At 67.9% G+C, this 19,466-nt stretch carries 19 protein-coding genes and 1 tRNA gene; 8 read left to right on the forward strand and 12 right to left on the reverse strand.

Features of this window, described 5'->3' with window-relative positions:
- Nucleotides 1–73: 73 nt before the first annotated feature.
- Both ACZ6DL_RS00345 and ACZ6DL_RS00350 read left to right on the forward strand, forming a co-directional pair.
- Nucleotides 74–412, forward strand: a complete 339-nt coding sequence (locus ACZ6DL_RS00345; protein ID WP_466047956.1) for a hypothetical protein — start codon at nucleotides 74–76, stop codon at nucleotides 410–412.
- A 135-nt stretch (nucleotides 413–547) separates the two neighbouring features.
- The gene (locus ACZ6DL_RS00350) at nucleotides 548–871 is read left to right on the forward strand and encodes a WhiB family transcriptional regulator (RefSeq protein ID WP_157114250.1); all 324 of its coding nucleotides are present in this window, start codon (nucleotides 548–550) and stop codon (nucleotides 869–871) included.
- A 163-nt stretch (nucleotides 872–1,034) separates the two neighbouring features.
- On the opposite strand, the gene ACZ6DL_RS00355 is transcribed toward ACZ6DL_RS00350, so the two are convergent.
- From ACZ6DL_RS00355 to ACZ6DL_RS00365, 3 genes are all read right to left on the reverse strand, one after another.
- A complete protein-coding gene (locus tag ACZ6DL_RS00355; protein ID WP_466047959.1) occupies nucleotides 1,035–2,378 on the reverse strand; it encodes an ABC1 kinase family protein in 1,344 nt (447 codons plus the stop codon).
- 48 nt (nucleotides 2,379–2,426) lie between these two features.
- Complete coding sequence (locus ACZ6DL_RS00360) at nucleotides 2,427–3,302, reverse strand: hypothetical protein (protein ID WP_466047961.1); 876 nt, start codon at nucleotides 3,300–3,302, stop codon at nucleotides 2,427–2,429.
- Nucleotides 3,303–3,387: 85 nt separating this feature from the next.
- Nucleotides 3,388–4,800, reverse strand: coding sequence for a zinc-dependent metalloprotease (locus tag ACZ6DL_RS00365; RefSeq protein ID WP_466047963.1), 1,413 nt, complete (start codon nucleotides 4,798–4,800; stop codon nucleotides 3,388–3,390).
- Nucleotides 4,801–4,927: 127 nt separating this feature from the next.
- On the opposite strand from ACZ6DL_RS00365, the gene ACZ6DL_RS00370 reads away from it, so the two are divergent.
- On the forward strand, nucleotides 4,928–5,953 hold the full coding sequence (locus ACZ6DL_RS00370; protein ID WP_393227835.1) for a YlbL family protein: 1,026 nt from the start codon (nucleotides 4,928–4,930) through the stop codon (nucleotides 5,951–5,953).
- A gap of 265 nt (nucleotides 5,954–6,218) precedes the next feature.
- Here the strand turns inward: ACZ6DL_RS00370 and ACZ6DL_RS00375 are convergent, their stop codons facing one another.
- A complete protein-coding gene (locus tag ACZ6DL_RS00375) occupies nucleotides 6,219–6,800 on the reverse strand; it encodes a PPA1309 family protein (protein ID WP_393227837.1) in 582 nt (193 codons plus the stop codon).
- A 210-nt stretch (nucleotides 6,801–7,010) separates the two neighbouring features.
- On the opposite strand from ACZ6DL_RS00375, the gene ACZ6DL_RS00380 reads away from it, so the two are divergent.
- Nucleotides 7,011–10,013, forward strand: coding sequence for a UPF0182 family protein (locus tag ACZ6DL_RS00380; protein ID WP_466047966.1), 3,003 nt, complete (start codon nucleotides 7,011–7,013; stop codon nucleotides 10,011–10,013).
- An 89-nt stretch (nucleotides 10,014–10,102) separates the two neighbouring features.
- Here the strand turns inward: ACZ6DL_RS00380 and ACZ6DL_RS00385 are convergent, their stop codons facing one another.
- Nucleotides 10,103–10,648, reverse strand: a complete 546-nt coding sequence (locus ACZ6DL_RS00385; protein ID WP_466047968.1) for a transglycosylase family protein — start codon at nucleotides 10,646–10,648, stop codon at nucleotides 10,103–10,105.
- 523 nt (nucleotides 10,649–11,171) lie between these two features.
- Between ACZ6DL_RS00385 and ACZ6DL_RS00390 the strand changes: the two genes are divergently transcribed.
- Nucleotides 11,172–11,245: transfer RNA gene (locus ACZ6DL_RS00390), tRNA-Met, on the forward strand.
- Nucleotides 11,246–11,340: 95 nt separating this feature from the next.
- On the opposite strand, the gene ACZ6DL_RS00395 is transcribed toward ACZ6DL_RS00390, so the two are convergent.
- The 4 genes from ACZ6DL_RS00395 to ACZ6DL_RS00410 are packed head-to-tail and all read right to left on the reverse strand — an operon-like array spanning nucleotide 11,341 to nucleotide 13,095.
- Nucleotides 11,341–11,670, reverse strand: coding sequence for a ScnB (locus ACZ6DL_RS00395; RefSeq protein ID WP_466047970.1), 330 nt, complete (start codon nucleotides 11,668–11,670; stop codon nucleotides 11,341–11,343).
- Nucleotides 11,667–12,377: a thiocyanate hydrolase subunit gamma gene (gene scnC / locus ACZ6DL_RS00400; protein WP_466047972.1), complete on the reverse strand. Its 711-nt coding sequence runs from the start codon at nucleotides 12,375–12,377 to the stop codon at nucleotides 11,667–11,669. The genes ACZ6DL_RS00395 and scnC overlap by 4 nt, the downstream gene beginning before the upstream one ends.
- Complete coding sequence (locus tag ACZ6DL_RS00405) at nucleotides 12,374–12,673, reverse strand: SH3-like domain-containing protein (protein ID WP_062975296.1); 300 nt, start codon at nucleotides 12,671–12,673, stop codon at nucleotides 12,374–12,376. The genes scnC and ACZ6DL_RS00405 overlap by 4 nt, the downstream gene beginning before the upstream one ends.
- Nucleotides 12,670–13,095, reverse strand: coding sequence for an SH3-like domain-containing protein (locus ACZ6DL_RS00410; protein WP_040868945.1), 426 nt, complete (start codon nucleotides 13,093–13,095; stop codon nucleotides 12,670–12,672). The genes ACZ6DL_RS00405 and ACZ6DL_RS00410 overlap by 4 nt, the downstream gene beginning before the upstream one ends.
- A 643-nt stretch (nucleotides 13,096–13,738) precedes the next feature.
- Between ACZ6DL_RS00410 and ACZ6DL_RS00415 the strand changes: the two genes are divergently transcribed.
- Nucleotides 13,739–14,545, forward strand: coding sequence for a VOC family protein (locus ACZ6DL_RS00415; protein WP_466047974.1), 807 nt, complete (start codon nucleotides 13,739–13,741; stop codon nucleotides 14,543–14,545).
- 97 nt (nucleotides 14,546–14,642) lie between these two features.
- Here ACZ6DL_RS00415 and ACZ6DL_RS00420 read toward each other — a convergent pair whose 3' ends face one another.
- Both ACZ6DL_RS00420 and ACZ6DL_RS00425 read right to left on the reverse strand, forming a co-directional pair.
- Complete coding sequence (locus tag ACZ6DL_RS00420) at nucleotides 14,643–15,299, reverse strand: response regulator (RefSeq protein WP_083863975.1); 657 nt, start codon at nucleotides 15,297–15,299, stop codon at nucleotides 14,643–14,645.
- A complete protein-coding gene (locus tag ACZ6DL_RS00425) occupies nucleotides 15,296–16,453 on the reverse strand; it encodes a sensor histidine kinase (RefSeq protein WP_466047976.1) in 1,158 nt (385 codons plus the stop codon). The genes ACZ6DL_RS00420 and ACZ6DL_RS00425 overlap by 4 nt, the downstream gene beginning before the upstream one ends.
- Nucleotides 16,454–16,676: 223 nt before the next feature.
- Between ACZ6DL_RS00425 and ACZ6DL_RS00430 the strand changes: the two genes are divergently transcribed.
- On the forward strand, nucleotides 16,677–17,597 hold the full coding sequence (locus ACZ6DL_RS00430; RefSeq protein WP_466047978.1) for a sterol desaturase family protein: 921 nt from the start codon (nucleotides 16,677–16,679) through the stop codon (nucleotides 17,595–17,597).
- A 41-nt stretch (nucleotides 17,598–17,638) separates the two neighbouring features.
- Here the strand turns inward: ACZ6DL_RS00430 and ACZ6DL_RS00435 are convergent, their stop codons facing one another.
- Nucleotides 17,639–18,445, reverse strand: a complete 807-nt coding sequence (locus tag ACZ6DL_RS00435; RefSeq protein WP_466047980.1) for a nuclear transport factor 2 family protein — start codon at nucleotides 18,443–18,445, stop codon at nucleotides 17,639–17,641.
- Nucleotides 18,446–18,560: 115 nt separating this feature from the next.
- Here ACZ6DL_RS00435 and ACZ6DL_RS00440 point away from each other — a divergent pair, with 115 nt between their 5' ends.
- Entirely contained in the window at nucleotides 18,561–19,352 is a 792-nt protein-coding gene (locus tag ACZ6DL_RS00440; RefSeq protein ID WP_466047982.1) for a phosphatidylethanolamine N-methyltransferase family domain-containing protein, read from the forward strand.
- The last annotated feature ends 114 nt before the right edge of the window (nucleotides 19,353–19,466 follow it).

Consider the following 19,466-nt stretch of genomic DNA (forward strand, 5'->3'; position numbering starts at 1 on the left):
GTTTTTACGCACCGGGAGGGCATCTCGGCGCGCACAGTTAGCGACACAACGAGTACAGGAGGGAGGCAGAGCAGTGGACAACATCATGAACCTCGGCGCCAGTGGCGTTGCGGTCTATGCGCCCATGGCGGCCTCCCGGGGGATCCTCGCCTTGCAGGGGATCGGTGTGTCCGGAATCGGTGCGTTCGGCACGTTGTGCAAGCAAGTGAATTCCGTTGCGATGCACACGTCTATCCGTACCGAGATCCAGGGCAAGCCCAGCGCGGGCTGGCACCCGGCGGCTGCCGAGGCAGCAGTCGGTGTCTTCGCGGCTGAAGCCGGCTTCGAGCCGGCGGATCCGCGGGCAGCACGCCTCCGCACCGCACACCCAGCGATCGTGTTCAGGTCTCGACACAGATGTCGACCTAGGTAGGGAACTCCTCCCCGACCTCCTGGCCACGGATCGCACGACAGCGAAACCGTGGCCAGTATTCTCCGGCCCTTCAGCCGACCGGCACCGGTTTCGCCACAACAAACGAACCGCTGCAACGAGCTGAAGGAGAACGACGTGTTCACCGCACAGGGTTGGCCGCAAGCCACTACTGACGTGACATGCCGAACCGTGGCGTCGACTACCCGGACCAAGGAGATCACCAAGGTCCTGCCCTGCCGTGCTGGAGACCCGGACCTCTGGTTCGCCGAGAGCCCGGTCCAGTTGGAGCAGGCCAAGGCGCTGTGCGCGACCTGCCCGATCCGCAAGGGCTGCCTGAGCGCCGCCATGGATCGTCGTGAGCCGTGGGGTGTTTGGGGCGGCGAGATCTTCGACCAGGGTGTCGTGATCGCCCGCAAGCGTCCCCGCGGTCGTCCGCGCAAGGTCGCGGTCCCGGCATGAGCCGGGGAGTGATTTCCCTCCCTCCGGTCGATGTGCTCGATTCCGTCGGTCCCGACACGGACCGAGCCAACGAACGAGAAAGCAGACCAGCCGCCCACCGTCGTCCGGTGGGCGGCTGGCCTGCGTCGATATTCGGTATGCGGCTCCTGAACGGCTCTGGGGATCAGGAGGCCGTGCGCTCCTCGCTGAAGCCGGGCATCCAGGTTCGGACGAGTTCCATGAACGGCAGCTCGGCGTCGAGTTGCGCAAGGATGCCGACGGAGCCGCCGAGCACGCGGAAGATCATCACGTATTCCGCCGGAAGTTGCAGTGCCCGAGCTGTTTTCATTTCCGGACTGGCGAACTCCGACGCCTTGCCCGCCACCCGCTGCATCCACCTGCGGGTGAAGTGGAACGAGTCGGTCTGGATCGGGTCGGTGAACGGCCGCAGATAGTCGGCGATCTCCTGGTGGGTGACCACCCGGCCGGGGATCACCCAGCCGTGGTCGTACAGCAGTTCGGTGAGTTCGGCGAAGCGCTCCTCGACCGCGAGGGCCAGCATGCGGCCCAGCACCGCGGGGAAGCCGTCCGGCATCGGTGCGCACGCGCCGAAATCGATGACCGCGAGCTTGCCATCGGGCAGCATCATGAAATTGCCGGGGTGCGGGTCGGCGTGCAGGAGTCCGACAACCTCCGGGGAGGAGAAGTGGAACCGGCCCATCAGCCCCGCCACTCGATTGCGCAGCGCGCGGGTACCCGCCGGATCCTCGGCGCCCTGCTTGATGATCGTCGAGACGGCGACGCCGTCCAGCCACTCGGTGACGATCACCTTCGGCGCGCTGGCCACGACCTTGGGCACCACGATCTCGGCGTGCCCGTCGAAGCCCTTGGCGAAGGCGCGCTGGTTGGCGGCCTCGTTGCGGTAGTCCAGCTCTTCCTCGGTGCGTTCGGTGATCTCGGCGAGGATCGGCTTGACGTCCGCACCGGGGATCACGGACGCGACCAGACCGGACATGCGGGACAGGGTTTTGAGATCCGCGCGCAGCGCCTCGTCGGCGCCGGGGTACTGCACCTTCACCGCCACGGTCCGCCCGTCCGACCACACCGCCCGGTGCACCTGCCCGATGCTGGCCGACGCGGCCGGGGTGTCGTCGAACTCACGGAAGCGAGTGCGCCACTGGGTGCCGAGCTGCTGGTCGAGCACCCGGTGAACGGTGGCGGCGGGCATCGGCGGCGCGGCGGCCTGCAGCTTGGTGAGCGCCTCCCGATAGTGCTCGCCGAACTCCTCCGGGACCGCGGCCTCCATCACGCTGAGCGCCTGTCCGAACTTCATCGCGCCGCCCTTGAGCTCGCCCAGCACCGTGAACAGCTGCTCGGCGGCACGTTGGTTGAGCTGCGCGTTGATCTCGGACTTGTCGCCTCCGGCGAGCTTCTTACCGAACCCCACGGCCGCCCGTCCGGCGATGCCGAGCGGAATCTTGGCCAACTTGGCGTTGCGGGACGAGCGACGGCGCACGATCTCAGACACGTACCCATCATGGCGGACGCACCGGCCGATCTGCCACGGCAATCTTGATCACGTCGGGGTTCCGGCCGTGAGACCTGCGGAAACGCGCGCACACGCGCATGCGGGATGGCGGTTCCATTGGCGCCGATCGAGGACATGTGAATCGAGATCCAGTTCCAGAGTCGCGTCCAGGGTGGCCGGCGTGCGTCGCGCCGAGCAGGCGATGATCGCCTCCAACTCGCCGAGGGCGACCGCCGTCGTCGCCGCGATGCCTGCGGGGGAGGCGTGTCCGACACGACCGAGCAGCTGGGCCGCCAGGTGCGGCCAATCGGCGTCGTTCTGCGAGCGGATCAGGTCCGCGCAACGCAGGCAGCTGGTCACGCCGGGCAGCACCAAAGGCCCTATGACGCCCTTGTTGTCCCGGATGCGCATTTGCAGATGGGGAATGCGGTGCAGTACCAATTCGCTCACCAGCCGCGGATCGGGCATCAGCGTGTCGGCGAGTACGACGAGGTCCGCTCCCCAGGACCGCACCGTCGCCGTACCGGACGGATAGTCCCGCGACCGGCTCGGCCGCACGCCCAGCGCGCCCAGCCCGGCCGATACCGCGTCCGAGAGCGGACCGAGCCCGTGCACCCGCACCGCCCGCACCTGGCCGGCTCGGTCCTGCGGATGGTCCAGCAGCCCGGCCTCGTCCACCAGCGTGAGCAATGCCACAGCCCGTTCGGCGTCTATGCCGCACTCTCCGGCTCGCCAGATGATCTGCGGCTTGGTGCGCAAACCGTCGAGCAGGCGGAGGAAAGTGAGGACCGTCTCGGCGTCCATGCCTTCCGGGCCGAGCACCACCGCGGTTTCCGGATCGCACCCGAGTTGGACGAGACCGGTCGGGCGGACCAGCACGGTCACCCTCGGGCGCAATCGAGGACCACGACATATCGCTGTCATGTCATCAGTATGCGGATCGGGGGGTGCGCGGCTCGCTCCGAAATCCTCAGTTATCCACAGGATTTCGCTTCATCCACAAGGCGGCTCAGGCGGATTCGCCGCCCTCTTTGCCCAGGTCGGGCCCGGTGTCATCATCCTTGTGCTCGCGCGCGGCCTGTTCGCGCGCCTCGGTTTCGGCCAGTTGCGCGAGCGGATCGTCGAACACGGCCGCGCCGCCGCCGATCACCGAGTCGATGAAGCCGGCGGGGGAGTCCAGATCGTCGGAGTCCGGCAGCAGGTCAGGGTGTGCCCAGACCTGGTCGCGCGCGGTCATGCCCGCATCGTTGGTGAGCCTGCGCCACAGCGCCGCTGCCTCGCGCAGCTTGCGCGGACGCAATTCCAGACCGACCAGCGTCGCGAAGGTCTGCTCGGCGGGCCCGCCGGTGGCGCGCCGCCTGCGCAGCGTCTCGGCCAGCGCGCCCGCGCCGGGCAACCGGTCGCCGACGGCTTCGGCGACCACTACCTGCACCCAGCCCTCGATGAGCGCCAGCAGTGTTTCCAGCCGTTCCAGCGCCTGCTTCTGCTCAGGGGTGGTCTGCGGCTCGAAGGTGCCCTGCGCGAGGATCTCCTCGAGCTTCGCGGGATCGGCCAGCGACATCGGGTCGATGTCCTGCGCGGCCTGCTCCAGCGCGGAAAAGTCCATCCGGATGCCGCGCGCGTAGTCCTCGACCGCGCCGAGCACCTGCTGGCGCAGCCACGGCACATGGGCGAACAGTCGCTGGTGGGCGGCTTCCCTGGCGGCGAGGAACACCAGGATCTCGCTCTCCGGCTGCTCCAGCCCCGCACTGAACTCCGAGATCGCCGCGGGCAGCAGCGCCGCGGTGCCGGTGGGTCCCAGCGGGAGTCCGATGTCGGTGGACGTCAACACCTCTTTGGCGAGCTGGCCGAGCGCCTGGCCGAGCTGTGAGCCGAAGGCCAAGCCGCCCATCTGGCCCAGCATGCCGACCATCGGCGCGGCGAACTGCTTGGCCTCCTCGGGCAGCGCCGAAGTCCACATTCCCGAGATCTGCTGGGCCACCGGGTCGCACAGGCGTTGCCAGGTGGGCAGGGTCTGCTCGATCCAGTCGTTGGCGGTCCACGCGACCGTCCTGGTGGCGCCCGCGGGCAGGGTGGTCGCGCTGTCGAGCCAGAGTTCGGCCAGATGCGCGGCGTCGGCCACCGCGCTCGCGGCGCCCGCGGAGACGGGGGCGATGGTCGAGCCGAGCTGCTGGCGGGCCAGCCGCTTGGCGACGTCGTAATTCACCGGCCCGGCCTGCGCCGAGCCGGGTTGCCCCATGCCGCTGAGCATCTGGCCGAGCGAGGTCAGCATCTGCCCGAGTTGCGCCGGATCGAATCCGCCCGCGCCGGACCCGCCGATACCGAAACCGAGCGGGTCGTTCGGACCGGGACCGCCCGGCTCGTCACCGCGCTTACGATCGTCGTCGTCGCGGTTCGAGAATCCGAAGGGGAGGTCGTTCATGCCCTTCACGTTACGCGCGTAGCACAGCGTCCCGATGTTCGCGCGGCGCGAAACCGGCGGCGGCGCGCCCGGGGAAAAAGACCGCCTCCGGCGCCTCGCGTCGCCTGCTGTCATTACTGTGGTCCGGGTGAATCGTCGGATCCTCACCCTGGTGGCCGCTCTGATCCCGGTGCTCGTGCTCGGTGTCGTCGGCAGTGTGCTGACTGTGCCGTTCGTCGCACTCGGGCCCGGCCCCACCTTCGACACCCTCGGCGAGGTGGACGGCAAGGACGTCGTCGACGTGCGCGGCACCGAAGTCGATCCGACCACGGGCCATCTCAACATGACCACGGTGTCGGTGCGGGACGGGCTGAGCATCTTCGAGGCGTTCGGCTTCTGGGCCAGCGGCAAGCACGGCCTGGTGCCGCGTTCGGAGGTCTACCCGCCGGGCGTCTCGCGCGAGGAGATCGACAAGTCCAACCAGGAGGACTTCAAGGATTCCGAGGGCAACGCCGAGGTCGCCGCGCTGCATTACCTGCGGCTGCCCACGGTGGTGCTGCTGCGCAAGGTGACCGACGACGGGCCCGCCCACGATGTGCTGCGCGCGGGCGACGAGCTGATCAGCATCAACGGCACGCCCGTGACGGCGCCCAAGGACGTCGTCACCGCGGTCTCGTCCCAGGCGCCCGGCAGCACGCTGACCGTGGTGTACCGGCGCGACAGCGCCGAGCAGACCGCGACGATCGTCCTCGGCGCGCGCCCCGACGACCCGGCCAAGGGCTACCTCGGCGTGACGCCGGGAGAGGGCGCCCGCCCGCCGGTGCAGGTCGCCTTCAACCTCGCCGACATCGGGGGGCCCTCCGCGGGACTGATGTTCAGCCTGGCCCTGATCGACAAGCTCTCCCCTGGCGAGCTGGACGGCGGCAAGTTCGTGGCGGGCACCGGGACCATCGACCAGGATGGCAAGGTCGGTCCGATCGGTGGCATCCAGTACAAGATGATGGCCGCGCGCGATGCGGGCGCGGAGACCTTCCTGGTCCCGGCCGCCAACTGCAACGAGGCCAAGCAGCGGACCCCGGACGGCCTGCGGCTGGTGCGCGTCGAGAACCTCACCGGCGCGGTGCAGTCGCTCAACGAGATCAACACCGGCAAGGAACCGGTCAGCTGCGGCTGAGGCCGCGACGCGAGGCAGGTGACGCCGGCCGGAAACCGCGCGACTCGGTCCGGGTTTTCACCGCGAGCACTTAGCAGGGCACGTGGGCGGCTTCCCGTGCGGCGAGGAGCAGCAGGCTATCGCTGTCCGGCTGCTCCGATCCCCGCATCCGAGATCGCGGCGGGCAGCAGCGCCGCTTGTGGCGGTGGGTCCCAGCGGGCGTCCGATGTCCGCGGAGGTCGGCGCGCCTCGCCGGCGAGCCGGCCGAGCGCCTGGCCGGGTTCGTTCACTCGAACGTATGGTGCAGGGCCTCGACCAGGTTGGGCGCCAGGTTCGGATAGGTACGCAGGTCGAGGTCACCGAAATCGTCGGCGTCGTCCTCGGGGCGCAGCTGCAGCAGGCACAGCGACGCGCCGTCGCGCAGCACCGCGGCGAACAACCGGGCCTCTCGGCGCTCCGGGTGCGCTTCGGCGGCGGCGCGCGCGGCCGCGTCGGCGGCGTCGTGATCGGCCAGCAGCGGCGCGAGCGCGTCGTCGAGCGTCGACTCGGCGTCCGGCGGGAGCACCACGATCTCCTGCACCAGCACGCAACCGCGGACGGCGGGAGGCCAGCTGGTGGTGGCCAGGAATTCGTCCAAGGCGATCGAGCCGCCGGTGATGTCGTCCGGGAAAGCCTCCTGCGCGACCGGCGTCAGCTCGTCGCCCTCGTCGAGCTGCTCCTCCAGTTCCGGCTGCGCCGCGACCAGGTCCGCGGTCGGCACCAAGGCGAACATCTGTGGGGGACGCCCCCACCCCTCGGCGTCGACGAATTCCGCCACCTCCCGGACGGATCGGGCAAGGACGAGTTCGGCGTGCAGGTCTGGGGTCACGCGACCATCCAACCAAACCGCCGACGGGGGCAGCCCGAAACCCGGACGTTCGTTTCTCCGGCGCGGCACGGGCAACCCTGCCAGCTGCATGGTGTCCGATTTCCGTAGAGTGGGCCGGGACGGTCCGGAAGGACCACCCGCAACATCGGACTGCGGCGCATCGGCCGGGCCTCTCGGTGCGAGCGTCGCCGGACCTTGGAGAGTGGCATCGTGGGCATGCGGCCCCCCACCGGCTTACCTTCGCTGTCCCGACGCAGCCGTGTGCTGCTGGTGGCAGCCATCGTCCTGGCGGCATTGCTGCTGCTCGGGCCGCGGCTGACGGACACCTACACGAATTGGCTGTGGTTCGGCGAGGTCGGCTTCCGCAACGTGTATCTCACGGTGTTGCGAACCCGGGTCCTGCTATTCCTCGTCGTGGCGGCTTTCGTCGGACTTGTGGTCTGGCTGGCGCTGCTGCTGGCCTACCGGTCCAGGCCGGTGTTCGTGCCGGTGGCCGGCCCGAACGATCCGATCGCGCGCTACCGCACCACCGTGATGAGCAGGCTGCGGCTGTTCGGCATCGGCATCCCGGTGCTGCTCGGCCTGCTGTCGGGCCTGGTGGCGCAGTCGAACTGGGTGACGGTGCAGTTGTTCCTCCACGGCGGTTCGTTCGGCGAGAAGGACCCGGAGTTCGGCCTCGACGTCGGCTTCTACGCCTTCGACCTGCCCTTCTACCGCATGGTGCTGAACTGGCTTTTCGTCGCGGTGGTCATCGCGTTCTTCGCCAGCCTGGTCACCCACTACGTCTTCGGCGGACTGCGCCTGACCGGTCGCGAGGGCACGCTCACCCGCGCCGCGCGGATCCAGCTCGCGCTGCTGGCCGGAACCTTCGTGCTGCTCAAGGCGATCGCGTACTGGTTCGACCGGTACGAACTGCTCTCCAGCAGCCGCAAGGAGCCCACCTTCACCGGCGGTTCGTTCACCGACATCAACGCGGTTCTGCCCGCGAAGCTCATCCTGCTGTCCATCGCGGTGATCTGCGCGCTGGCCTTCTTCGCCGGCATCGTGCTGCGCGACCTGCGGGTGCCCGCGATGGCCGCCGCGCTGCTGGTGCTGTCCTCGATCCTGGTCGGCGCGGTGTGGCCGTTGGTGGTCGAGCAGTTCTCCGTGCGTCCCAACGCCGCGGACAAGGAGAGCGAGTACATCGAACGCAACATCGCCGCGACCAGGCAGGCGTTCGGCATCACCGATGACAGGATCGATTACAAGGACTACAAGGGCGAGAGCAACAAGAACCCGATCGAGGTGCCGGTAGACGCCGCCACCATCGGCAACGCCAGGTTGCTCGATCCGAACATCCTCTCGCCCACGTTCACTCAGCTGCGCCAGCTGAAGAACTTCTACGGTTTCCCGGAGTCGCTGGACATCGACCGCTACAACCTCGACGGCGACGTGCAGGACTACATCGTCGCCGCCAGGGAGCTCTCGCCCGCGGCGCTGAGCGGCAACCAGACCGACTGGATCAACCGGCACACCGTCTACACCCACGGCAACGGCTTCGTCGCCGCCCCCGCCAACCGGGTGAACAAGCCGCCGTCGGACGATCCCAACGCCGCCGGGGGCAGCGGCGACGGCGGTTACCCGATCTTCATGGTGAGCGACCTGTTCACGCCCGCGGACAAGCAGCGGATCAGGGTGGACCAGCCGCGGGTGTATTTCGGCGAGCTGATCTCACAGGCGAACCCGGACTACGCGATCGTCGGCGCGATGGACGGCCAGCGTCCGCGCGAGTACGACTCCGACACAGCGCAATTCACCTACACCGGCAAGGGCGGCGTGCCGATCGGCAACTGGTTCAACCGGTTGGCCTTCGCGGCCAAGTACGCCGAGCGCAACATCCTGTTCTCCTCGGCCATCGGTGACGACTCGAAGATCATCTTCAACCGCAGCCCGCGCGAGCGGGTGCAGAAGGTCGCGCCCTGGCTGACTACCGACGGGAACGCCTACCCCACGGTGGTGGACGGACGGATCGTCTGGCTCGTGGACGCCTACACCACGCTGGACAACTACCCGTACGCGCAGAACACCGAGCTGGAGGGCGCGGTCGAGGACAGCATCGACAAGAAGACCGGGCGTCTGCTGCCGCGCAAGTCGGTCAGCTACATCCGCAACTCGGTGAAGGCCACGGTCGACGCGTACGACGGCAGCGTCACCCTGTACGAGGTGGACTCGTCGGATCCGGTGCTGCAGGCATGGCGCGGGGTGTTCCCCGGCGCGGTGAAGCCGGAGAGCGAGATCTCGCCGGAACTGCGGGCGCACTTCCGCTATCCGGAGGATCTGTTCAAGGTCCAGCGCGAAATGCTGTCGAAGTACCACGTGGACGATCCCCGGGAGTTCTTCACCAACAACGCCTTCTGGTCGGTGCCCGCCGATCCCACGACCGAGGGCGGGACCACCGCCAATCAGCCGCCGTATTACGTGCTGCTGGGCGACTCGAAGACGAACAAGCCCACGTTCAATTTGACCAGCGCGATGACCGGCTACAACCGGCCGTACCTCGCGGCGTATATCTCGGTGCGCTCCGACCCGGACGGGTACGGGAAATTCACGATTCTTCGATTGCCCACGGATACACAGACATTGGGTCCGCAGCAGACGCAGAACCGGATGACGACCTCGCCGGACGTATCGCGCGAGAAAACGCTGCTGTCGAATTCGAACAAGATCAAATATGGCAATCTGCTGACCTTGCCGGTCGCGGACGGCGGCATTCTCTATGTGGAGCCGTTCTACAACGAACGCAACACCGGGCCGAACACGGCGACCTTCCCGCAGCTGCTGCGCGTGCTGGTGAGCTATCGGGACGAGGCGGGCAACGTCAAGGTGGGCTACGCCTCGACATTGGCGGACGCGCTGAACCAGGTCCTCCCCGGTGCGGGCGCGCTGGCGACGCCGTTCGGCGGTGACTCGGGCACCAGGCCCAAGCCGGGCACCGTTCCGCCGCCCGCCGATCAGGGCAACAACGGGACCGGCACCGCCGCGACGCCGCCGCCCGCATCGGTCTCGCCGCCTGCGGCCGGATCGTCCCCCGCCAAGGACGCCGCGGCGGCCGAGCTCAACCGGAAGATCGAGAATGTGCGAAATGCCATGCGCAGCGGAAACTTCCAAGATTTCGGCCGGGCACTGGACGAACTGGAAGCCGCCGTCAAGGCGTACCAGGACGCCGGTCGCTGAATAGCGACGCCGTTCGAACAGCCCCGAACACCGAAGACGCCGCCATCGTTCACGATGGCGGCGTCTTCGGTGTTCGTGACGCGGGAGGGTCAGCGACCGAGAGCGTCGATCAGCGCGCTGTTCTGGCTGAGGATCTGCTGGAACTGGTCCTTCACGCCGTACTGCTCGGCGAGCTCGTCCGCGGCGGACCGGGCCTGCTCGGCCGCCGACTGCGCGGCGCTGACGGCCGGCTGGGCGGGTTCGGGCACGGAGGGCAGTTCCTCGGCCTCGACGAGGGGCTCGGGCTCGGAGGTGCCCGGGCGCAGGTACTGGCCGCACACCGGCCACGCTCCGGCGCCCTGGGTGGCGAGCACGTTCTCCGCCACCCGGATCTGCTCTTCCTTGCTCGCGTTGTGCGCCGAGCCCCTGCCGCCGTTGGCGGCCCAGGTGCTCTGCGAGAACTGCAGGCCGCCGTAGTAGCCGTTTCCGGTGTTGATCCCCCAGTTGCCCCCGCTCTCGCACTGTGCGACGCCGTCCCAGTTGTGGGACGCCGCGGAGGCGGAAGCGGTGGAGAATGCGAACGGGACGGCAACAAGAGCGCCGGTGATGGCGGCGAAGCCGAGGGCGCGGGTGCTGATCTTCCGGTTCTCAGTCATGGTCGTTTCCCTCCCTGCGCCCGCCGACACGGCGGTGGAACCTTGCCGCGTCCCTGTCCCCAGGTCGTCGGGGATCCTCGAACCGCGGGACAGGGTTGCCGGTGTTCGGCGGTTCGAGTTCGAGCCCGTCTCGGATGATCCGGGCCCTGGATTGACGGTAACGAAGAAATCTCAGCAGATCACATCTGGATAACGCTGGATTGCATGAAGCGAATAACAGGAATATCCCCGTTTTTCCAGGTGGGAAACGGCATCAACACGCCGGGGCAGTGGTAAGTTATCGCATCGTTATGTGAGTGAGATCACGTCGAAATAGTGAAGTGCGTCACGTTTGAAGTGGCCAACGTGTGGCAAATCTTGTGCGCGCGGTGTCGAATGCGCTTCTCGCCGAGATCGCATCGCGCGTTTCGGGGTTGCCATAGGTCCCGCCGACGGTTTCGGTGGTCCGTCATCGCATCGAAACCGCTGCTGAGCTGGTGATTTGCAGACTGCGTGAACCCGTGTGTAATGTTGTGTTCACCGACGCGGGGTGGAGCAGCTCGGTAGCTCGCTGGGCTCATAACCCAGAGGTCGCAGGTTCAAATCCTGTCCCCGCTACTAGCGAAAAGGCCCGGAACCTCAAGGTTCCGGGCCTTTCGTTTGCGATGTTTCGGTTCGGCGGTCTCCGCGGCTCCCCGCTGGTTCTGGTGAGCCTACTGCCGGTGGAATCGCTCCCGGACCGCTTCCATGCGGGCGTGCAGTTCCTCCGGGCTGATCACGCCCAGGTCCATCAGCGCGTGCGCGGTGACCACCGCCGATCGGGTGCGTACCGGGAAGTCCTGGTAGATGGTCTCGCCGAGCTCGTCCTCGGCATGGCGGCGCTCCAGATTGTCCAGGGCGCCGCGCCAGGAGAGGCATTCGCACGTGGCTTGCATGCTGGACTCCCACGGGTCCGGCTTGCGATCGAGTTCGGGCAGGGTGCTCTCCCGGCGCGCCGCGCGACCCAGGGTGTTCAGCAGGACTTCGTACGGACCGCTCGTCACCGGCGTCCCTCCTGCCCTGTCGCGGCCTCGACTCGGTTCGGCGGCTGCTGCGCGGTCCAGTCGACCTGGGGCAGAGCCACTCCGATCATGGTGTCTCGGGTGACGATGGCGGCCAGCTGCTCCTCGGTCCAGCCCTCGGTGCCCTCGGGGCGCATCGGCAGCACCATGAACCGGGATTTCTGGTTCGAGTCGTGAACCCGGATCTCGACGTCGGGCGGGAAGTGCAAACCGAACTCGGCGAGCACCTCGCGGGGCCAGCGCACCAGGCGGCGACGGTAATTGGGTGTGCGATACCAGTCGGGGGACATCCCGAGAACCGGTCGCGGATAGCACGAACACAGCGTGCACACGATGACGTTGTGCACCTGCGGGGTGTTCTCCAGTACGTAGAAGTAGGTGTAGTCGCTCGGCGTCCCGGAGCCGGTGGGATCGTGCCAGTCGATGCCGACTTCTTTGCACGTCTCGGTCCCGTCGGCGAGCAGGCGCGCCTTGAAGTCGGGATCGGTCCACGCCTTGGCGACCAATCGCGATCCGCCGTGCGGACCGACCGATTCGGCCCACTCGGCGAACCTGCGGTGGTCTTCCTGGGAGAAGAGCCCCTTCTCGATCGCCAGTTCGCGGATCGCCGTCTCGAGCACTTCGAATTCGCTGATCTCGTCGCTCGTCCGGATCGGCGCGTGCGCGTCGTGATCGTGGGTCCGGTTCACTGGGCGTCCTCCTCTGCGGGCTCGAGCCAGCGCTCGGAGACCTCCGTCTCCAAGGTGTCGGCGTCGAAGCCGGTGTATTTGGGCCACAAATCCTTCTGACGGAATCGCACGACGTAGAACGGCTCGACGCGACCGTCCTCGCGTCCCCACGCCTCGTCCTCGGGGATGATCCACTCCGGCCGATGCTCGACGACGACGCCGGTGTGCCCGCGCGTGTAGGCCTGGGTACGGGTGTGGAACATCGACGTGGCGTCGCGCACCCGCACGCGATCGCCGATCCGATACTTCCTGCTCATGGCCGCGCCTCCCTACGGGCGCGCACTTCGTCCAACTTGGCCGAGAGTTCGTCGGGGGTGATCAATCCCTTGGCGACCAGAGTCTTCGCCGCGACGGTCGCCCAGCGCGCGTAGTAGGGGAGACCGAAATACAGCGTCGCGCCGAGATCGTTCTCCGCTCGCCTGCGTTCCTCGGAGTTCCACACCCCGCGCCACCCGAGGCATTCGCACGTGACGTAGGTGCTCATCTCCCAGGGCTCTTCCTCCTTCTCCCGGTACTCGACCGGGATGTCCGGTTGGCCGCCCACGTCGTGCAGAACGTGCCGAAGTGCGGCGAACAACTCGTTGGAGATCTCGTAGGGCGAGTCCAGCGGCTCGCGGAAGACCGGCGCGAGGTCCGCGACGCGATGCTGCAACTCGTCGAATCGGTTCGGTGCGCTCATGATGACTCCGTAGCGACGGATCCGGTGTCCCCGGCGGGGCGGTTGCAGTGGATGTGCGCGCGCACGCCCGCACTCGTCGAGGCGGGACCGAGGACGAGCGCCATGGGGACTCCAACGGGACGGTCCGCCCGGCCATCGGGCAGACGGGAGCAGTCGGGCGGGGCTGTGACCCCAGTCACAATCGCATGGTTCGGATGCCAAGAGTACACGTCAAGATCGATTTGCTGAAGGATGTCTGCGGTGCGCGGCGCGGCCCCGCGCCGGCTCGGAGAATCGGCGGTTCGACCTCTTGACTAGCGGAAAATGTGGAGGAGACTAGTCATTACACCGGAGCACCGGTAGGTGAGCGCATTGTCAGCCGAGACGTCGGCAGGCAGTGAAGACACCGACCCAGGATCCGGCTAGGCCCCCGGCAAGCCAGTCGAAACACCGGAGTCGTCAGCGACGACCGACGCTCACGGTTTCGATAAGACTACCGGGGACTGATCTGTATAAGGGGTCTTTCCCCTGAGTCCCACACGCTTGTGAACCCGATCGAGCGGTCGGCCGAATCGGCTCACTTCCACGGAGTGCTGGTGGTTGACTAGCCGGGTGCCGGCCGTCTCGGCCGCACATCGGCAACCCGTGTCAGGAGGCACTCGCAATGCCCACTCATGACGGAAGCTGGCCGCAGGGAACGCCGTGCTGGGTCGACTGCCAGGTCGACGATCCGGCGCGCGCCCGCGAATTCTACGGCGCCCTCTTCGGCTGGGAGATCCAGGACAGCCCGCCGGAGGCGGGTGGATATCTGATGGCGATGCGCAACGGCCGCGCGGCCGCGGGCATCGGACCCAAGCCGGAAGGCATGCCGATGCCGTCGGTGTGGACCACCTATCTCGCCGCCGACAGCGCCGACGCGATCGGGGAGAAGGTCGGCGCGGCGGGCGGTGCGCTGATGATGAAACCGTTCGACGTGCTCGATGTCGGCCGCATGTTCGTCGGCGCCGACCCCACCGGCGCGGTGTTCGGGGTCTGGGAGGCCAAGGCCCACGCGGGCGCGGGCATCTACAACGAGCACGGCGCCTACTGCTGGAACGAACTGCACACCAGCGACTACAAGCAGGCGCAGGAGTTCTACGCCGACGTGTTCGGCTGGCACTACGCCGAGATCGGTGACGGCGAGCACTTCGTCTACTCCACCTTCAGCCTGACGCCCGACGGCGACGCCGTCGGCGGCGTCAACGACTCGACGAAGATGCCGGGCGACAACCCGTCGTATTGGCTGGCCTGGTTCCAGGTCGACAACACCGACCAGGCGTTGTCCCAGGCGGGCGACCTCGGTGCCACCGTGATGTCCGGACCCGACGACAGCCCCTTCGGGCGTATGGGCATCGTCCAGGGCCCGCAGGGCGAGGTCTTCGGCATCATCGATCCCACGACCACCGTCGGCGAAGCGCCGGGCGGCGCCTGAGCCGTGTCGACGGAGCGGCGCGGTGAGCGCCGCTCCGTCGGTCGGCGTCGAGAAGTAGTCGGCTGGTCCCGCGTCTCGGCGGCACGGGCGAGCGCGCCTATTCCGGCGTGACCAGCCCGTGCTGATGGGCGTAGACGACGGCGTGGATGCGATCGCGCACACCGAGTTTGGCGAGGATACGGGAGACGTGGGTCTTCACCGTCTCCTCGCCGACGCCCAGTTGCGCGGCGATCTCGGCATTGCTGCGCGCGTCGGCCAGCAGGAGCAGTACCTCGAGTTCACGAGCGGTGAGCTGGTGGACTTCCTGCGGGGTGCGCGGCGGTGCGAGCGTGCTCGCGAAGCGGGAGACCAGGCGGCGGGTCATCGAGGGATCGATCAGCGCGTCGCCGCGTGCCGCGATCCGGATGGCCGTGACCAACTCCTCGGGCGGCAGGCTTTTCAGCAGGAACCCGCTCGCACCCGCCTGCAAGGCGCGATACAGGTTGGCGTCGCTGTCGTAGGTGGTGAGCACCAGGACGTGCGTTCCGCCCGCGGCGACGATCGCGCCGGTGGCGGCCAGCCCGTCCAGCTTCGGCATCCGGACATCGAGGATCGCGACATCCGGTCGCAGCCGGGCGGTCTCGGTGATGGCGGCGCGGCCGTCGCTCACTTCGGCGACGCAATCGAGGTCCGCCTGGCTGTCGACGACGGCGCGCAGGCCGGAGCGGAACATGCTGTGGTCGTCGGCGATCAGGACGCGGATGGGTGGGTTCACGATCCTCCGATCGGCACGGACACCGTGGTGTGCCACTGCGCGGCGTCGCTGCCGTAGTCCAGTTCGCCGCCGAACAGCTCGGCGCGGCGGCGGATCCCGTTGAGGCCACGCGGGACCGAGGTGTCGGCGGCGGCCGGTTCGCGGGCGAGGGGATTGGTCGTGCGCAGCACCACCCGCTTCGGCAGGTACTCCACGTCCAGTCGCGCGTACGTGCCGTCCCCGTGCCGCAGCGCGTTGGTCAGCATCTCCTGCACGATGCGGTACAAGGTGATGTTCAGCGAGTCGGGCAGTTCGACCGCGTCCCCGCGCACGGTCGTCTCGACCTCGAGCCCGGCCGCGCGGACGTGCTCGATCAGCCCGTCGATGTCGGCGAGTCCCGGCTGGCGCTGCCCGTCGTCGTCGCGTCCGTGCAACAGATCGAGCTGGCGGCGCAGATCGACCATCGCGGCCCGGCTGCTGGATTCCACCGCGGACAGCGATCGGGCGGCGGCGGGGGGCGCCGTACCGCCCAGCGCCAGCCTGGCGGCGCCGGCGTGGATGCCGATCGCGCTGACGTGATGCGAGATCACGTCGTGCAGGTCGCGGGCGATGGCCGCCCGCTCTTCGGTGACCGCTCGCTCCAGAGCCGCCCGGTGCTCCTGCTGTCGCAACCGGGCACGCTGCTCGAGGTCGGCGATGTAGGCGCCGCGCGCGGCTGTGTAACGGCCGACCAGCCAAGGCACACATCCCGCGGCCACCGTGGAGGCGAGCAGCAGCCGCCAGTCCTGGGCGGCATTGCTGCCGGTGAGCACGTGGGCCGTGGCCACGCCGCCGCACAGCAGCAGCATGGTCAGCACGGATTTCGGCCCGGCGAGCCATGCTCCCGCGCGATATCCGGCAACCAGGAAACCCACGTCGGCGAACCGCACCGGGAACCCGTGGCGGTGCAGCAGCAGTGCGGCCAGCAATCGCACGAGCACCTGCGCCACCGCCACCACCCCGGCGGTCCTGGGCGGCGCGGCCAAGGCCAGATCGGCGGCGACGATCACGGTGATCGCGGCGGCCGTCTGCCACGGTGCGACGGCGAATACGCCGCACAGCCCGAGCACCACCGAATCGATCAGGGCCGCCGCGACGGCGACCACCACCGACTGCCGGGCCAGCGACCTGCTCACATCCAACAGTTCGCCACCGCCTCCGTCCGGTTCAGCGCCGAGTCACGCGGCGATCCTAGCGAGTGCGCCCGGCCGCGCCGGGGATGCCGACCACACACTGTGCCCGCCGACCGAGCCGCCCGCGTCCCCCGCGCGGGGGACGCGCGATCCCTCGTCGGCGCGATGTTCTCGCGGCCGCGCAGCCGTAGCGTCGAAGCCGACGGTGGACGATGAAGGAGAACTCATGGGCCGTGTGGAGTTGTTGAGCTATGCCATTCCCGCGTTCGCGGTGCTCATGTTGGTGGAATGGATCGCCTACCGGCGAGATCCCGACCGATCCGGCAACAGCGGGTCGGCCCGCGACACCGCGTCCAACATCGCGACGTTCACCCTGGGCCGGCTGGTGAAACCGCTGATGGAGTATCTGTTGCCGTTCTCGGCGGTGGTCGGCGCCGCCGCGATCACTCCACTGCACCTTTCGCCGCGCTCGTGGTGGGTCTGGGTACTCGGACTGATCGTCACGGATCTCTGCTACTACTGGGCGCATCGCGCCGACCATCGGGTGCGGCTGATGTGGACCGCGCACAACGTGCACCACTCGAGCGAGTACTTCAACCTCTCCACCGCGATCCGCCTCTCCTGGCTGCATCCGGTCCCCAACATCCTGCGCGGGCTGGCGTGGGTGCCCGCTGCGCTGCTGGGGTTCCCGGCCTGGATGATCTTCTTGTTGCAGGGCATCGGGCTGCTGTACCAGTTCCCGATCCACACCCAGCGCGTCCGGACGCTGCCACGCCCGATCGAGTTCCTGTTCAACACACCGTCGCACCATCGTGTCCACCACGGTTCGAACAAGCCCTACATCGACAAGAACTACGGCGGCATCCTCATCATCTGGGATCGCATGTTCGGCAGCTTCGCCGCCGAATCGGAACCGGTCCGATACGGCCTCACCAAGAACATCGGCACCGACAACCCGCTGAAGGTCAACTATCACGAATTGGCCGCGCTGATCCGCGACGTGCGCGCGGCGAGCACCTGGCGCGGGCGGCTCGGATACGTTTTCGGTCCGCCCGGCTGGACCGAGCATGCGGCACCGGTGTCCGAGGTGGTCGAAGTTCCGGCAACCGGCCGGACGGTGGAACCCGCGGGACAGCTCACGTCCTGAACGCGGTGCGGTAGCCGGGTGCGGCGGCGGATGATCCGGGGTCAGTCACCGTCGAGATAGAACGTCACACTCGCGATGCTGTCGCCGCCGGTCGCGAACTCCACGACCGCGACTCCGGCTACCGCGCCGAGCCGCACACTCGCCGTGACGGTGCGGCCCGCGGCGATCACCTTGCTCCAGCGCATGTTGCGCACCCGATTCGTGAATTCCTCCACCGATACCGGCGTGCCCGCGGGCAACTCGAGATCGGCCCGATCGCCGAGCAACTCGCGCACGCGGCTCAGGTCGGTGCTCGCCGCGGCGGCGAAAAGCCCTGTCGTGGCGCGTTTTCCGCGACGACCCACGCCGCCGAGCGCCTGTAGCATGCCCAGCGCCCCGCCGAAGCCCTGGTTGACGATCAGTTGCGGCCCGAGCTTCAGCGCGGCGGCGAATCCGGGCAGCCCGGTGCGCAGCAGTTGCCAGATCATGCCCGCCAGCTCCCAGTGCGCGGCCAGGTAGACGATCCGCCACGCGCCGTCCCGCTCGACCAGCCGGTAGCGCAGATGCATCGGGACGGAGACGGTGGCGCCGGTGGACATCGTGGTGACGATGGTCAGATCGCGCACCACCATCGGCGGATGGACCAGGTCGCGGTCGACCCGGAACGTGATGGTGTTCGGCCCGATGAAGGTGTCGTAGAACCGTTCGATGGCGGCGCGGCCGACGTGCGGGCGGGATCCCACCGGGTCGTTGACCTCCGCGCCGGGGGCGAACAGGTCGACCCACGCGGACCTGTCGTGCGCGGCGACCGCGCGCGGCGACGCCTCGACGGCCGCGAGCAGCGCCGCGGCCGAGGGATCCAGCGGCATGGGCAGTACCTCCGTTGACAACGAGCCGGGACTGGACACATGGTAGAACAAGTTCTAGTTTTGGCGTCGCGTTCCGGTTTTCACGCCGGTCGCCTCCGCACGGCAAGGGAACTCTATGGACTGGTATACCGGGAACACCGCCTACGACACCGTACTGACTATCGGCTTGGCGTTCGCGGCGTTTGTCGTCGTCGGCGGCTTCTTCGCGCAGAGTCCCTACGGGCGGTTCGCCTCGACCGAGATCGGTTTCAATCTCGATCCCAAGCTGGGCTGGTGGTTGATGGAGATTCCGGCGACGGTGATCTTCGCGATCTGTTACCTTGCGGGCCCGAACCGCTTCGAACCCACCTCCTTGGCGCTCGCCGCGATCTGGGTGTTGCACTACGGCAACCGCGGCTGGTTCTTCCCGCTGTCCATCCGGCAGATGCCCGGTAAGCGGAGCAGCTTCAACATCTCGGTGCTCGCCGCGGGCATGTTCGTCACGGCGCTGCACGGCTATCTCAACGGCACCTTGTTCGGTCACGATTATCTCGATCAATACGGACCGGAGTGGTTGACCGATCCGCGGTTCCTGCTCGGGCTCGTGGTCTATCTGGGCGGGTTCGTGTTGCTGGTGCGCTCGGAATCGATCGTGCGCAACCTGCGGGACAAGAACGATCCGGGCGGCGCCGAATACCGGATTCCGCACGGCGCGGGGTTCCGATTCGTCAGCAGCCCGGCCTACCTGGGTGAGTTGATCGCCTGGGCGGGCTTCGCGCTGGCGACGTGGTCGTTGGCCGGCGTGGTGATCTTCCTGATCACGGCGGGCAATCTGGTACCGCGCGCCTTCGCCACGCACAAGTGGTACCGGGAGAAGTTCGCCGACTATCCGGCGGACCGGAAAGCGTTGATCCCCTTCGTGGTCTGACCCCCGGCCCTGCTGGTCGAGGGGTTTCGAGCCAGCGAATTGCATCGGACGACCTGTTCATCGACCGTTTCCTGTGGTTTATGAGATTGTGAGTCGAGGAACGATGCAGAAACG

This window comes from Nocardia sp. NPDC041819 (genome assembly GCF_055590505.1).

Bases quoted from the DNA above. Each gene is read 5' to 3' on its own strand.
- ACZ6DL_RS00360 (WP_466047961.1), bottom strand. From the start codon at position 3,302: ATGACAGCGATATGTCGTGGTCCTCGATTGCGCCCGAGGGTGACCGTG.
- ACZ6DL_RS00365 (WP_466047963.1), bottom strand. From the start codon at position 4,800: ATGAACGACCTCCCCTTCGGATTCTCGAACCGCGACGACGACGATCGT.
- ACZ6DL_RS00385 (WP_466047968.1), bottom strand. From the start codon at position 10,648: ATGACTGAGAACCGGAAGATCAGCACCCGCGCCCTCGGCTTCGCCGCC.
- ACZ6DL_RS00405 (WP_062975296.1), bottom strand. From the start codon at position 12,673: ATGAGCAGGAAGTATCGGATCGGCGATCGCGTGCGGGTGCGCGACGCC.
- ACZ6DL_RS00410 (WP_040868945.1), bottom strand. From the start codon at position 13,095: ATGAGCGCACCGAACCGATTCGACGAGTTGCAGCATCGCGTCGCGGAC.
- ACZ6DL_RS00415 (WP_466047974.1), top strand. From the start codon at position 13,739: ATGCCCACTCATGACGGAAGCTGGCCGCAGGGAACGCCGTGCTGGGTC.
- ACZ6DL_RS00430 (WP_466047978.1), top strand. From the start codon at position 16,677: ATGGGCCGTGTGGAGTTGTTGAGCTATGCCATTCCCGCGTTCGCGGTG.
- ACZ6DL_RS00435 (WP_466047980.1), bottom strand. From the start codon at position 18,445: ATGCCGCTGGATCCCTCGGCCGCGGCGCTGCTCGCGGCCGTCGAGGCG.
- ACZ6DL_RS00440 (WP_466047982.1), top strand. From the start codon at position 18,561: ATGGACTGGTATACCGGGAACACCGCCTACGACACCGTACTGACTATC.